The sequence below is a fragment of the Blautia massiliensis (ex Durand et al. 2017) genome (genome assembly GCF_051861785.1).
GTDB lineage: Bacteria > Bacillota > Clostridia > Lachnospirales > Lachnospiraceae > Blautia_A > Blautia_A luti_A.
In genome coordinates, this window is the sequence record NZ_CP146725.1 from 1,885,676 (window position 1) to 1,901,487 (window position 15,812).

General features: G+C 43.5%; 9 protein-coding genes. 1 reads left to right on the forward strand and 8 read right to left on the reverse strand.

Annotation, left to right across the window (positions count from 1 at the left end; genetic code table 11):
- Positions 1-39: 39 nt before the first annotated feature.
- Positions 40-726 (forward strand): type II toxin-antitoxin system PemK/MazF family toxin, encoded by a 687-nt coding sequence (locus V9W66_RS09045; RefSeq protein WP_144094043.1) that lies wholly within the window; start codon positions 40-42, stop codon positions 724-726.
- Between the two features lie 136 nt (positions 727-862).
- On the opposite strand, the gene V9W66_RS09050 is transcribed toward V9W66_RS09045, so the two are convergent.
- The 8 genes from V9W66_RS09050 to V9W66_RS09085 form a co-directional block, all read right to left on the reverse strand.
- Positions 863-1,360, reverse strand: coding sequence for a helix-turn-helix domain-containing protein (locus V9W66_RS09050; RefSeq protein ID WP_144094044.1), 498 nt, complete (start codon positions 1,358-1,360; stop codon positions 863-865).
- A 3-nt stretch (positions 1,361-1,363) separates the two neighbouring features.
- Positions 1,364-2,365 (reverse strand): radical SAM protein, encoded by a 1,002-nt coding sequence (locus tag V9W66_RS09055; protein ID WP_144094045.1) that lies wholly within the window; start codon positions 2,363-2,365, stop codon positions 1,364-1,366.
- Positions 2,366-2,451: 86 nt separating this feature from the next.
- Positions 2,452-8,826, reverse strand: a complete 6,375-nt coding sequence (locus V9W66_RS09060; protein ID WP_144094046.1) for a SpaA isopeptide-forming pilin-related protein — start codon at positions 8,824-8,826, stop codon at positions 2,452-2,454.
- A 19-nt stretch (positions 8,827-8,845) separates the two neighbouring features.
- The gene (locus V9W66_RS09065; protein WP_144094047.1) at positions 8,846-10,942 is read right to left on the reverse strand and encodes a DNA topoisomerase 3; all 2,097 of its coding nucleotides are present in this window, start codon (positions 10,940-10,942) and stop codon (positions 8,846-8,848) included.
- A gap of 23 nt (positions 10,943-10,965) precedes the next feature.
- A complete protein-coding gene (locus tag V9W66_RS09070) occupies positions 10,966-11,241 on the reverse strand; it encodes a hypothetical protein (protein WP_144094048.1) in 276 nt (91 codons plus the stop codon).
- Positions 11,242-11,311: 70 nt separating this feature from the next.
- Complete coding sequence (locus V9W66_RS09075; RefSeq protein WP_144094049.1) at positions 11,312-12,754, reverse strand: CD1107 family mobile element protein; 1,443 nt, start codon at positions 12,752-12,754, stop codon at positions 11,312-11,314.
- Positions 12,738-12,986, reverse strand: coding sequence for a DUF4315 family protein (locus tag V9W66_RS09080; protein ID WP_144094050.1), 249 nt, complete (start codon positions 12,984-12,986; stop codon positions 12,738-12,740). The genes V9W66_RS09075 and V9W66_RS09080 overlap by 17 nt, the downstream gene beginning before the upstream one ends.
- A 14-nt stretch (positions 12,987-13,000) precedes the next feature.
- Positions 13,001-15,781 (reverse strand): C40 family peptidase, encoded by a 2,781-nt coding sequence (locus V9W66_RS09085; RefSeq protein WP_330575525.1) that lies wholly within the window; start codon positions 15,779-15,781, stop codon positions 13,001-13,003.
- Between the last annotated feature and the right edge of the window lie 31 nt (positions 15,782-15,812).

Sequence of the window (15,812 nt, forward strand, 5' to 3'; positions counted from 1 at the left end):
TCTGCTAAAATAAAACCATCATTCCGAAAGGAGAACATCATGAAACATACAGCCACATTAGAAGATGCAAACCATTCTTTGGACGAAGCGGTTTCTACATTGCAGAATCATCTCTCCAAAGTGGATCAAAATGAACCTGAACAGCTTAAATTAGCGAATGAATATTATAAATGGACAACCTTAAAGACCAACTTGATATTGAATGAAAAATCATTCCAGATACCACCTACTGCACTCCCGAACATCATCAAGCCATCCAGTTTCAAATGGCTTCGCCCGGAAAAGCAGGCTGTTGTATCAAAATACTACCGTTATGATAAGGAAACAGATACATATGTTATTTCTGTCAAAAAACAGAGTGTTCCCTGCGAAGATATTGAAATGATTGCTCGTTCTCTTGTCCTGATCCGTAAGGCTGTCGTATGGGTAGATTTTGGCTACAACATCGGCACTGAGTTTGGTGGAAGGCATCCTGCAATCATCTTAAAAAATTTAAAGGATTCCCTGATTGTAATACCGCTTTCTTCTCAGGAACCAAAATCAATGGATTATAACGTAAAAGTTGATAAGGTTTATGGTTACCCGCTAATGCCACGTTGGGTCAATGTAACACGCATCACACAAGTCAGCTTATCCAGAGTACATTTTGAAAAGATTGGTGATGTCAAACCTTGTATTCTCAACCAAATCAGTGAAAAACTGAAAAACTGCGGTATAATTATTTAGCTATTTACATACCCTATAATGATTACAAAATCGTTTGACAAACCATACGCTTTATGCTAGTATGATGATGTAAACGCAGGAGCAATCCTGGTAATTTTGTAACCGAGAGGCTGTCATTTATGGCAGCTTCTTTTTGTTATATATGCCAGTTCCATTTCCAGTCCAAATACTCCTGTTCTGTTATCTGACCATTCGCCAAACATTCCCGCCAGACCATCCACTCATTCAAATATGCCTCCATCTGACCATAAGAAAATCTAATGCCAATAAAAGGTGACTGCGCATCGTTACTGCCCAGTGACAGAGCATATTGCTTAGGTTCATTCTCATCTCTCCGTCCTGTTTCTATTTTGAACACATGAATGGCAGCTTTGTTTTCTTCTTCCAGCCAGAAAAACATCTGCATCAAATCTTCCGGACTTCCCTGTTTTGGTCTTATAAACTGAATCGGACTTACAGAAAGAATTTCTGCCATTTTATACAGCGTATCCTTCTTTGGTTTGCGATGCCCCATTTCATACTGTGCAATCCGAATATCCGCCCCGGATTCCTTATATCCGAGCCTGATTCCCAGTTCTCTCTGTGTCATCCCACGGTATGTACGGATTCTTTTTATGCGTTTTCCCAGTGTCATTTTTTATCTCCCATCTACTAAAATTTTCCGTGGTACCGGACAACCTTTTTCCATCCATCTTCGATACGGTTCATACTTTTCAAAATCCGGACAGCTTTTTATTATATTGATCCTGCCACACCACCTCTGCATATGCTGGCAAATCTTAAAATCCCGAAGCTGCTTTTCACTGTACCGCAAATCCACATCCAGAAGCCATCTTCCTTTACTGTCCACAAATTTCTGTTTATCATAAATCATGACGAAAGGCATAAACCCCAGATTACGCAGCGTATAAATACGGAACAAATCTTCCTTCATGGTACTCCAGTAATTGGTCAGGACATACACTTTGCATTGCCCCGCCGCCGTCAGTCCTGCATCTCGGAATAATCGAAACTGTTCCTCTAAATTTTCCCGTGGGTCATCCCAGGCGAAATGATAATCTTTCACTTTTATCTTCTCAAGTGCCGAAAGAATTTCCTCATCCAAAAGCCGGACATCCATGCCACCGTTAAACTCTACCTGTGCATGGGAATCTACAAGCTGTTCCAGAAGTTCCATTTTCTCACTACAGGCAAGGAGATTCTGATCCAACAGGATAATCCTCTTCTGCCCCCGCCAGAACTCTTGCAAATCTGCCACTTTCCTGCTCACACACCCGTCCTTTTGGGGAGTAATGCAAAACCCATGATTTTTCCGTGGACATCCTCTCGTCAAAAATCCAAATGCCGTATCTTTCGTAAGCGCAGGATACAGGCTGTAATCCGGATAACTGTGTTCCATTTCATAGGGCAGAGTATTTTCCAGATCATAACCACTGCCGCCCCGGAAAATTTCATCATATCCCGGCAGCTCCGGCTCCTGTGACTCTGTAAAAATCTTACTGGCGTACAGCCTTTCATAATGACTGCCTAAAGAAGCAAATTCCACCATGTCTCCTCTGCTTTTATGGTAGGAAGAAATTTTCATAAGGGGAAGATTAGGAAAATTATGGCTGTCACAGTCCACCAATCCTATTTTCATTTGCACCTCTTTTCTGCAAGTTCAAGGGCCGCATGGAAAATCCATGCAGCCCCATCACAATGCTCTTCTATTCTTTTATCTGTCGTTTATTTACGTTTTCTTTTCACAAGCAGAACTATCATTCCACCTGCAGACACCACCATTGCTGCAACAAACAGCCAGATATTGGTATCATCGCCTGTCTTTGGTGAATTGACAGAAGTTGTATTGTTCGGTGTATCCGGTGTTCCCGGCTGGTTTTCTTCCGGAAGTTTTTCATTGGTAAGATCTAAGGTATATTCCACTACCGGAGTATGGTCATCCACGTATTCAAAAACCACCTTATGCTCTGTTTCATCCAGTTTATAACCATCCAGTGTTTTTGTTTCTTTCAGGATATATACAATGGCCTCTTTATATTTTCCATCTTTAAAAGAAGCAATCGGATATTCCCCGGACTCTGCATGACCAGCACTGTCTGTTACCAGTGTTTCCAGTACCTTACCTTTGCTGTCACAAAGAGCAAACTCTACACCTTTCATCGGCTTTTTAGTATCTTTATCCGTTTTATTTAAGATGATTTTTCCCATTGCCTGGGCATCTTCCATCTTCACAGACTGGATTTCACCTGTATCTTTGACTTCAAACGGCACTTTACTGGAAATGATATATCCCTTTGGTGCAGTTTCTTCCAGAAGTGTGTATTTTCCAACAGGCAGTTTTTCCAGATAGTGCGGTTTCTTACCGGATGTCCAGCTTTCCATCACCTCATTATTTTCATTCAGGATATAAAGTTTTGCTCCCTCAACCTCGGAACTTCCGTCTGTCATATCCACTTTGCTGATTTCTACCTTTGTAACATCATCTTTCATTTCTACTTTCTGGACTTCTGCAGTATTTTCCACGGTAAAAGTAATGCTTTCTGCTGTCACATAACCGTCTGCAGGAAGTGTTTCTGTCAGGGTATATTCTTTTCCGACTTCCAGTTCTTTGATAATGTGCGGTTCTGTACCGGATGTCCAAGCATCTACCACATTTCCATCCTGATCTGTCACTTCCAGTTTTGTACCCGGCAGCTCTTCTCCTGTAGTAAGGTCAGATTTTGTGATTTCAAAGATAGTTGCCTCATTTTCAAAGGTATACTCAAAAGTAACTTCCGGCACATCCTCTCCGGCATACTCGAAAGTAAATTCTTTGATTTCTTCTGTAGTAACAAAACCTGCAGGTGCTTTTACTTCTTTCACATAGAAGCTGCCACCCACTGGAAGATCTGCAGTAAAGAAGATTTTTCCATCCTTGTCCGTCGCTTTCTGCTCAATAATCGTATGTGCTTTTACAAGCACATCACCGTCAGCATTCTTAATATCTTCTTTTGCACAAAGGGCAAATACACCGCCCTCCAGCACACGGTCAGAATCTTTTTCTTTTTTGGTTACGATTACTTTTGCTTTCTGGCGGCTGTTCTGCCATTCAGAATCGTAAGTTACCACCGGAGTATCCTGGTCACGGTAAGTCAGATCAATGTCCCTCGGTTCTCCATCCAAAACAAATCCGTTGGCTGTTTCTTTTTCTACCACATAATATTTTCCAAGCGGCAGATCATCGCTTCTTGCAAAGCCAAGTTCATCGGTTGTGATCGTTGCTACCAGTTCATCTTTTTTGTAATAATCATCACTTTCTCCGTAAGCGGCTTTAACGTCTTCTCTGGCATAAATTTCAAAGGTAACGTCTTTCAAAGAGCCTGTTACATAATCCCAGATAGAATCCATTGCTCCTGCAACCATTTCATTCCAGGTCACTTCACTTAAGAATTCACCTTTTTTATTGATGATGATACGTCCAATCGGAACGTCATCCTTCATTTCCACTTTCTGAATTTCTGCAGTATCCGTGATCGTAAATTCCACTTCTTCGGCTTTTAAGTAGCCATATGGTGCAAATTCTTCACGCAGCGTATAGGTTTCCCCAACGTGCAGACGTTTGATGATATGTGGCTCTCCCTTCACGGAAGTCCATTTATCAATTTCATCTCCATCTTTATCCAAAACCGTAAGTGTTGCTCCATCCAGTTCCACTCCTGTAGTAAGGTCGGATTTTGTAAATTCAACCGTTGTCGGCTGGTTCTTAAAGATTTCTTTCAGGCGGACAACTTCTACATCCTGGCCCTGATAAGAAACTGTCACTTCGATGATTTCATCAGAAGAAACAAATCCGTCCGGTGCCTGTAATTCTTTGATATAATAGCTTCCAAATGGTAAATCCTGTTCAAAAACGGCGGTTCCATCATCACCTGTAACGGCTGTGCAAAGCTGCTCATCTGCTTTCACAATCACTTTTTCCCCGGCTTTGATGTCTTCTTTTGCATATAAACCAAATTCTGCTCCGGCGATGGTGCTGCCGTTTTCCGCATCCTGTTTTTCCACGGAAATCTCTACTTTCTGGCGCTCATTGATAAATTCTACGCTTTCCACCACAACAGGAGTATTCTGATCCACATAGACATACTGCACATTCTGCTCTGTTCCATTATGTACAAAACCATCCGGCGCTGTTTTTTCTACCACCTTATAATTTCCAAGTGGAAGATTTTTGATTGTGGCACTTCCTGTTTCATCTGTTGTAAGCTCTGTCACCAATGCATCTTTGGCATACTCTAAAATTCGATTTCCGGCATCGTCTTTCTGGAAATCAGCAGTATAAATATCTTCTGCAGCGTAGATTGCAAAGACTGCTCCGGCAAGGTTCTCGATCTCATATTTGAAATCTTTTCCGTAGTCTTTCAGAACCTCACCCTTTTTCACTACGGTAAACTCTCCTTTTACCGGATGGTTTTCATAAACCACTTCGATAATGGCATCTCCGGAAATCGGGTCAATCTGATACAGTGTATCACTGTCCACTTTAATTTCTACATAATTCTTGTTGATGGTATATCCATCCGGCGCTGTCACTTCTTCGATACGGTAATGTCCGATTTCTAAGTTCTGTGGAAGGATTAAATAACCGTCCGCATCGGTAAAATAAGATTTATGTACGATAGTAATTGGATAGGTAGTTACCTGCTCCACATATTTCTCATTGTCCATATCGAAAATCTTAAATTCTGTTCCAGCAGCTAGTACCGTTTTCTTTGTTTCATCGTCCTGTTTGGTGATTTTCAGTTTTGCCGAAAACTCATCATCCAGAAGCACACGCCATACCTGCGGCTCTGTCGGTTTATGTTCTGTGATTCTTACGATAAAGTCATCCACTGGTTTATAATTGTGAGGTGTAGTTGTCTCTCTAACCACATAAGTTCCATATGGAAGCGGAATGGATACCGCATATCCTTTTTTGTCGGTAAAGATTTCAGTTGCCCCATTTTCTCCGAGTACCACTGGAGTAGCGGAATCAAAATCATAAGTTCCATCTTCTTTCACGGTTAAAGAAGATACCAGATAAGCAGTAAATCCTGCGCCTTCAAGAAGTGCTGCATCGGTATTCCCGTTATTTGCTGCTTTGATAATCTGGAATGGCTGTTTTTTCACCTGTTCCGGTGAAGTACAGTCTCTTTCTACAGTGGCAACCAGATCACCCTCATAACTGCATACCAGATCATACTCGTTCTCGTCTGCAAGGTATCCTACTGGTGGAGTGATCTCTTTTACAAAATATTCGCCCAGATACAGGTTTTCAATTCTGGCTTTTCCTTCTTTATCTGTTGTCAGGGTTCCCACCTGTTCCCCGGCTTTATAAATCACACCCGTCTTTCCATCCGGATGCACAATATCTTTTCTTGCGTATACACCATATACTGCCTGTTCCAGAGAAGCATCGCCCTGTGGAACGTTTGTATTCGTTTCCGCATCTTTTTTCTGCAGAACAATCGCAGCATTTACTCGTTCATTGGAAAAAGTATGAGCAAACTGTACTTTCGCTTCCTCATCATTGGTGTAGGAGAAACGGAATGAATATTTGTCCTCCAGGTTTCTTAAATAATTTTCCGGTGCCTGCACTTCTTTCACATAATATCCAAAACCGATTGGCAGGTCAGATGTAAAAGCAGCTTTTCCTTCTCCATTGGTTGTTACTTTCTCAATCAGAGTGTCTTTCTTTACTACAACAGCTCCATCGGCATTTAAAATATCTTCGTCCGCATATAATCCGAAAATTCCTCCCGGAAGTGGATTGGTAGTCTCCTTATCCTGTTTTACCACACTGACCTCTGCCTTCTGACGGTCATTCTGGAAAGTAGTTTCCGCAAATGCCGCTTCTGCAGTCTGGCCTGCATAGGAAATGGTGACCGTTTTGGATTCACCTGCATTATAAAAGTTCTCCGGTGCTTGAATTTCCGTTACACGGTAAGTACCAAGATGCAGGTTTGTAACAGTTACAGAACCATCGTCACCTGTCACCAGATTTTCCTTTACCAAAGCTCCTGCCTGATATACAACGGCTCCATCCGGTGTTTTAATATCTTCTGCCGCATAAAGGTTATAAATTGCTCCCTTCTGGCGGCGTTTCTCATACTGGAAAGTAGTTCCGTTTTCATTAGAAGATGCCCCGACTAGCACTTCACCTTCTTTGTAAATGGTCAGATTCCCAAGTTGCTCCTTATCCGTTACTTCAACAGATACCACTTTTCCCACTTTCAAAGTGACATTATAAGCAATGGCATTATAATTATACCCGGTAGGTGCTGTGATTTCTTTTAAATACACTTTGTTCTGTGTTTTCAGAAAAGTAACTTTAGATGCTCCATTTTTATCGGTTGCAGGCATTTCTACAATCAGATTTGTGCAGGCTTCATCGCTGTAAATACCATATACCGCACCTGCAAGATTTTTTCCGCTATCCGCATCCTTTTTTACGATTTCCACGGATGCCTGCTCCACCCATTTCACGGAAAAGTCCACATATTTTTCATCTGCAACGCCTTCCCCGAATACAAGAGCTAAGTCCTGTGTTGATCCGCCTGTTGTAATCTTATAAGCGGAATAATCTTTTGTGATGCTTCCTTTCATCGTTACAGACCAGGAACTGGAAACATCTTCTGTCTGTGTAAGCGGCGCTGACAGATAAAAGACTGTTCCACCTGTCACTTCCACATCTGCCCCTGCAGCACTTGTTTTTCCAGTTGTTACATTATGAAATTTCACACCATCCGGTAACTTCATCGTAATCGTCTGCAATTTGTCTGCTTTAAATGTAATTTCCTTTGTTCTCTGAATGTTTCCGTCTACATAGGCAGTCACATCTGCATCAGAAAATGACATATCTACTTCCGGGATGTCCGGCTGTGCCATACAGTAGTTGTAAAGTTCCATCGCAAGGCTCTGTGCGGTTGCATTTGCACCGGAAAAGGCATCACCGCTTCCATTTGCATAGCTGGCAGCCATATGGACAATGATAAATTTCTTTCCTTCCGGAAAATCCGGGTGTTTCTCTGCAAAAAATCCATTTTTACCGCTGGCTTTTGTTCCGTAATAACATACTTTGGCAAGTGCTTTTCCATCTTTCAGACGAATAATGGTATAAGTTCCGCTTCCCGGTGATGGTGCAGACGGCTGAATACAATATGCCGTAGCGGAAACATTCCCAAACTGTACGGTATATCTGAAGGTAATGTAAGTTCCCAGCCCATAGTCTGCATAGCTATAACCAGCTCCTTTTGTCACTGTTACCTGCTGACTTGCTCTTTCCTTAGATTCAGCATAAAAGGTTACACTCTCACCGATTTCGAGAGCAGCAAGGTCAATCCCCTGTTTTTCTGCTTCTTCAAGAGCATCTTCCGGTGTCATGGTTTCTTCTGTCTCCGGATCGGCTTCTGTGTCCTTTTCTTCCTCTGTTTCTGCATTACCGATTTCTTCCTCAGTTTCCTCTGCTGGTGTCTCTGTTTCAACAGGAGGCTCTGTTTCCGGTAATTCTATATCCGGCAGTTCTGTGTCTGGAATTTCAGGGATTACAGGAAGTTCTGTATCTGGTTCCTGCGACTCTGACTCTCCCTCTTCTTCACCAGATTCTTCCGTTTCCGTGTCATTGCTTCCTTCCGTACCTGCTTCACTTCCGGATGCACCCTCAGTCTGTGTTTCCACCGCTTTTACAATGATGTTCCTGTGGATCTGGTAGATTGGATTTCCACTTACCGGCTCTACATAATATACCGTTTTATAGGTATCTTCATGATCTGTAGAAAAATCGTCTCCCGCTTCATTTTTTGCTTCATGAAATGTTATTTTTACTTTCTTTTCATCTGAAATTTCCAGTCCGGTAAAGTCTTTCTCTACCTCAAACTCGGAACCAATTTCCACTTCATGGTCTTTTGCCTTCACAACTTCATCTTCGGCAATCTGCTCTTTTACTTCCTCATATGTCGGATATTCGATTTCCTTTTTCTCCGGCTCTGCCGCATAAGCACTAAGCGGTGATAAGGTTGTAGATAAAATCGTCATAACCGCCATCACGCCGGAAAGGAATTGCCTGAATCTTACTTTTTTCTTCATGTTGATTACCTCATTCTTTCTATTTTTGATTGGATTTCTGTTTTTTATTGTCAAAGGTCATGGAAAACTGCGGATATTTCCCGGAAGCATCCATATGGATGACTGCGGAAAAGGTACTGTCCTTTTTCTGGGAATACAGACCGGATACCTTTGCCTCACCCTTATTTAAAAGTGCCTGGGCAATAGATTTGTTCAGTTCTTTCCGCATGGAAGCAAAATATTTATTGTTCTTGAACAGGGCAAAATCACATGCCCGGTTCTCACAGTAAAAGTTACTCTTGCTTTCATAGACGTTCCCGCCGCACTTCGGACATTTCCCGATCACTTCCCGGTCACTGCCAAACATATGCTTTCCGTTTTCCTCCACCTCATGGTAGGTATGTACCAGATCGGAAACCAGTTCCTCAATGCCTGCTAAAAAAGTGTCTGCTGACTTTTCCCCTTTTGCTATCAAGGTCAGGTCATTTTCCCATTCTGCTGTCAGCTTCGGAGATTTCACGACTTCCGGCAGTACCGTAATCAGCTTGATACCATCATCCGTAGGGAACATCTGCTTATTTTTTCGTTCCACAAAGCCTTTCTCCACCAGTTTTTCAATGATTGCCGCTCTGGTGGCAGGTGTACCCAAGCCTTTTCGCTCCACCTCATCATTCATCTGTTCGCTCCCGGCGTGTTCCATAGCAGAAAGCAGCGTATCTTCTGTAAAGTGTTTCGGTGGTGCTGTGAAATGTTCACTGACTTTTGTTTCTACCTGCTCAAAGGTCATTCCCTCAGATAACTGCGGCAGTGGTGTCTCTTCTTTTTCAGCTTTACTATTCCCGGATTTTAAAGACTTTTTAAATTGTTCCTCATAGGTTTTCCAACCATTTTGAAGGATACTCTTCCCAGTCGCAGTAAACATGATGCCATTACAGGAAAGCTCTGCTTTTACTGTTTCATAAATGTGTTTTTCTCCAGTAGCACAGATCAGGCGCTGGGCAATCAGTGATAAAATCTGCATCTCCCCACCCGGAATCTTATCTAAATCTGCTTTGGCAAGTTCCATCGTAGGAATAATGGCATGGTGGTCAGATACTTTTTTGCTGTTTAAGACTTTCTCCACCTTCGGCTCATGGGAAATTCCCTGCATGAAAGAAATGTTTTTTTTAATTACCCCGGCAATGTTCCCGGCTGTCTGCCCCATATCCTCTGTTAAAAACTGGCTGTCCGTTCTCGGATAAGTCACCAGCTTCTTTTCATACAAAGACTGGGTGTAATCAAGTGTCTGCTGTGCGGTAAAGCCAAACAGACGGTTTGCTTCTCTCTGCAGCGTAGTCAAATCATATAATTTCGGCGGATTGACTGCTTTTTCCTCTCTGCTTACGTACATGACAAGAGCCTGCCCATTACGGCAAGCTCCTGCTATCTGTTCTGCCTTATTTTTGTCATTGATACGCTCTGTAACTGCATCCATCCCACCACACAGAAGATGCGCCAGAAAATACTGCTCCTTTTTAAAATCTGTAATGCTCTGTTCCCGATCCACCAGCATGGCAAGGGTCGGGGTCTGTACTCTGCCAACGGTCAGCTTATGGCGATAAAGCACCGTAAACAGCCTTGTGGCATTGATACCTACCAGCCAATCTGCCACACTTCTGCAGACTGCGGACTGATACAGATCATCGTATTCCCTGCTTTCTCGCAGATTCCGAAATCCATCCTCAATCGCTTTTTCTTCCATAGAAGAAATCCACAGTCTTTTAAACGGCTTTCTACATCCAGCCTGCTCGTAAACCAGACGAAAAATCAATTCTCCTTCCCGTCCTGCATCCGTTGCACAGATAACTTCTGTAACCTCCGGATTATGAAACAGCCCCTTTAATATTTCATACTGTTTTCTGGTGTTTTCCTTCACCTGATACTGCCATACATCCGGGATGATTGGCAGCGTTTCATACGCCCATTTCCTCCATTCCTCCCGGTAGATATCCGCACTAGCCAGTTCTACCAGATGCCCCACACACCAGGACACCAGATAACCATTTCCCTGCAGATACCCGTTTTTGTGTTCCGTGGCATGAAGCACTTCCGCAATGCTCTTTGCTACACTCGGTTTTTCTGTGATAACTAATTGCAATCTTTTTACCTCCGATTTTTATTTTACTGAAAGGAAAACTTCTTTTCTTCCTTTGCGGTTTTCATAAACCCGCTTTTTACTTCCGCAAGCTCCTGTTCCAAAACAGAGAACATCTGCTCTACCTGCTGTGGCGTATACTCATAATTCCCGGTATTTGACAGATAGGAAAGCCTTGAAATTGCCATTCTTGCTTTTGTCACTCGCCCCTCCGCCAAACGGATGAAACGCTCACTTTTGCTCTCGTTCTCTTTTCCGGTTTCCGGTTCTTCATTCTGTACTTCATTTCTTACTTCTTCCATGGTAAAAACCTCTTTTCTTTTTATATTTGTGGCGGGAAGGCGGCTGGTTTTTACCGCTCCCCATCCATTTTTACATATACTCTTCGTCCTCTGGGTATTCCCCATCGGCTTCTTCCGGTTCCTCGTTCCCTGGTTCCTCATCAGTTTCTTCCTCGTCCTCGAAAGTTTCCTCGTCCTCCATATCATCTTCGTCCTCATCGTCATAATCCGCATCAAAGCTGCCATTCTTTCCTTTGACAAATTTCAGATAATAATAACCGCCGCCGACTGCCCCAAGAACCAGAAGCATGATAAGCATTGTGCCGGAATTATTTTCTGATTTCTTTTCCGGCTCTTTCTCTGGTTTCGGTTTCTCTGTCGGCTCCGGTTCTGTTTCTTCCGTATTCTCTTCTTTCTCAAGTGGAAGTGCTGTTTCCTGTATCGCATTATTCTGCGGCAGAGTCACCATATTGCTGTCTGTGAAATTCAACAAGTCATTCTCACTCACCTCGGTAAGCAGATAGACATTTTCATCTGTTTTTTCATTATCAATGATCAGGTAAAATACCTTATCGCTTTTCGTCTGGATGGTGTAAAATTCTTTTCCGCTTTTTTCTGTACCGGACGGAACTTCCTGCACTCTCCCTATATCAGTATCCACATTTTCCGGCTCTGTAGGCTCTGCGGATGTATTCCCTGTTGTCTGATGTTCTGTAACATCCGCTTTTGCACTGGTAGGCGGTGTTGCATTTGCATCTGCGGGAAGAGAATTGTTTTTCTGCTCCTCCCCCGTTCCGGACGGTGTTTCTTTTACTGCCTCCGGATCTTCATAATATGGATTTGCAACTTTATAATTTTCGGAAATATTTCCTGCATTATCCCTTACCTGCAGCGTAAAATACTGATACGTGGTATCTGCTTTCTGCAGACGTACCTGTAATGCGCCATTGGTAAGCTCGGTAAATTCATTGCCATTGACATAAATGGCAGCTACACCGGAGCCTTCGTCTGCCCCCTGTATCAAAAGCGCTCCGTTTTTTGCCGCCGCACTCAGTGTCGGCTTTGTCTTATCAAAACATTCAATATAACGGTTCTGCTCGTATGTCTCCCCGTTCTGATCGGTCACACGCACATATACACTGCTGTTTGCTGTGACTTCCACACTCATGCTCTGGGTCACATCTGTCCAGCCGCCGTTTTCAGAAATTCTGGCTTCCACTTTTGCAATGGAAAAACCGCCTGTATTTTTTGTATCTTCTACCTGGATACCCACAGTCGCTTTCTCTGCCTGCCATCCTTCCGGTGTGGTAAAAGTAATCTGTACTTCCGGCTGTTCTGCAGTAGTTTCCGCAACTGTTTCCTCTTGTGTTTCTGTCTGCATTTCTTCTTGTGTTTCGGAAGGTGCTTTGGCACCCTCCGCTTCTTCCGCCCACACGGTCATCGTTCCCAGTGAGCCGAGAGCCGTTCCCATTGGAAGCCCTGCCATCGCAGCGGCAAACACCAAAGCGGCTGCTTTTTTATGTATCTTCTTCATTTCCTGTCTGCTCCTTTTCTCTGGTTGCTAAAATCTGTTTTTGTTCCTCATTACTAATATCAATCATCAACTGCAGCTCCTCGGCAGAAATACCGTTCTTACGGATAATCTTTAAGTATTCCATATTTTCTGCCTGTAATATCCGTTCCTCCATGTCCTTTGCTTTTCGCTGTAACTGTCCGATTTTATCGTTAAGTTTGGAAAGATCTGCTTTCATTTTCTCAATGCTCACTGTGTCACCTCCCCTCAATTTGGTCTTCCAAATCCGTAGAAATGCGACTGCCAGTAAGGCGAATTGATGGAAGTATATTGGATGGGATCTCCGCAGTGGATCATTTGGCCATCTCCGGCATAAATGCCCACATGGGTTACAGGTTCTCCTGCCGCATAGGTTCCGGTAAAGAAAATAATATCTCCTGCCTTTGCTTCTTCCGGTGCAACAGGAGTACAGATATTATAAATTCCCTGTGCGGTCAGTCTGCCCATGTTGCAGACTCCGGAATTGGTAAACACATAACTGACAAAACCGGAACAGTCAAAGGAAGTTTCCGGGCTGGAACCACCCCAGACATAAGGCATTCCCAGATATTTTTCCGCTTCCGTAAATAAACGCTGAACCGTTTCATCATCATAGGAACTGCCTCCGCCGTATAAGCCACCTTCCCCGGTTGCGATATAAAAGACCGGATTGTAATAGGTTCCGTCCTTTACCAGTTCCAGATAAAGCTGACTTCCGGTTGCACTGCCTGTACTTCCGGTTGTTCCGATTATAGTATCCGTTGTCACCGCAACACCCTCGGACACGGCAATATTTTGAAGATGAGCATACTTAATCTGGACGCCATCCTCATCCTGTGTCACCACATAATTTCCAAAAGTACCGGAATACCCTGTAGCTGTCACAGTTCCATTCATTGCGGACTGTACTTCGGTTCCTTCTTTTACGTTAATTTCCACACCCCGGTGAAGCTCCGTCTGTCCGGTTGCATTATTTACGAAATAGCCATAATAAGTGCTGATATAGGAATACCAGTTGAGTTCAATCGGAGTGGCATAGGTCTGCAAGTTTCCTCTGCAGGAGTAGACCAGCTTCTGGATTTCTTTCTGCTCCTCATCCATCCGGTTTGTAATCACTCCAAATAATGGCTTCGCCTGCACAGATACATTCAACACATCCACGGTCACTGTACGGGTGACTTCCACTGCATTTTCATTTCCTTCTGCCAGATAACACTCCCAAGTCTTATGACCGTGTGCCGATGCAGCGCTATGACTGTCGTAATACACATCAAACTGGACTCCATACTGTGCAAAGTTTCCGGTATCTTCTACCGTATATTCCACACCGTTCATGACTACTTTCGTTCCCATTGGCAGGAATGGATTTGATGCATCTACAGCAATGGTATGATTTGCCTGCGGCATTGCACCGCTGGCTGTTGGCCCGCCGCTCCAGATACCACAACAAATGGAACAGTTACAATAACCGCTGGTCACCACATTTCCAAGAGATTCTCCTACCTGTATGGTAGTAGTTTCTTCCCTTGTCTCTGTCTTTTCCTCTACGGTTATGCCGTATTGGAGAGCAAACAGTTCTTCCAGTTCCTCTTTTACTTCGTTAAAGGTAAAATCTCCATACTTTGCTGTGAGATAGCTGATGAGAGTATGCGGATCATGCCCGATTGCCCCTACGTTATAGCGGTATTCATCCTTTCCCGGATATTGGGCTTCCATCCGGTTAATCTTCTGCTGTAACTCAGCCTCCATCTGCGTGTAATACATCTCTGCCTGTTCAATCGCATCCGGATCTGCCAGATAACTGGCAGCAATCACATTGGAAGAAACATTCGCAAACATAGCAGAACAGGACGATAAACCTGCCATGATAAATAGAAGAAGTGCCATCAAAAGACCAACTGCCAGAATGACGGTTGTGTTTCTAGCAAAAATCTCCTGTAACTTTCGTGCCACTTTTGTTGCCACATTGACACTTTTAATCGCCGTATCTTTGCTTTCCTTTGCCAGTTTCCCGGCACGATACGCTTTCTGGTATTCCCGCTTGATCCGCTGTTTTTGAAATGCCTTCTGCAAAAGTTTTCTCTGCATTTCCGGATGTTCTTCCAGATACTTTTTGTATTGATAACTGGTAGTATTTTTATAAACCTTCCGTTCCAGACGGTTCAGATTTCTCTGTTCTTTCCTCTGCTTTCGGTAACTGCGGTTGCTGTGCTGGCGAAGAACTATCTCCCCGGCAAGCTCACTTTTATGGGCAGCTTCAACTGCACTGTTGTCAGGTTCTTCCTGATGGATTTTCCCATGTGCCAGACCACCTGCGGCATCTGATAAACGGACACCCGTTTTTTTCACTGCCGCATGATTTTTTCCAGACTTTGGACTTTCATTAAAATACAGCTTATGTTTAACGGTCTGTGTTTCCTCATCTTTTACCCTCTGCATCTGAATTGATTTTTTACGGGTCTGATGTTTCTTTGCGTGCTGCAGCTTCTCGGCTGATTTTTTTGCCTTTTCTTCTGCCTGCTGTAACCTGTGACTTCCTGTTCCCGGTTCTGCATCAGCATTCACCTGTTGATTTCCATTTTTCTTATTCAGACTTCCATCTGTTTCCATCTTGTCAAACTGCAGTTTTCCCGGCTTTACCTGTCTCTGGTTATGATAGCGGCTCCGGTGCTTTGCTTTCCTCTCCCGTACCGCCATCGCTGATTCATGGGAATATCCACTGCTCCTGCCGCCCTGATGGTAATTGCTATGCTCCGTATTCCCATCTTCCTGGCTTTTGCCCTCCTCTTCTTTCGGAGGACTTCTGTTTTCCTGTTTCTTCTGTTTTTTCCCGGAAGCATCGTTCCCAGACACAAAAGACTGTTCTGCATCCGACTTTTTGAAAGACACCTCGGATTCCCGGTCAGTCAGTTTCCGTCTTTCCTTTGTTGCAAGATTTTCTTCCATCAATCCATCCCGACTCATGCGGCTGACTTTCTTCTCTTTTGCATTAAATATCTGTTCCTGCAAAATGCCTCACCTCTTTTCCGCAAAAGAAAAG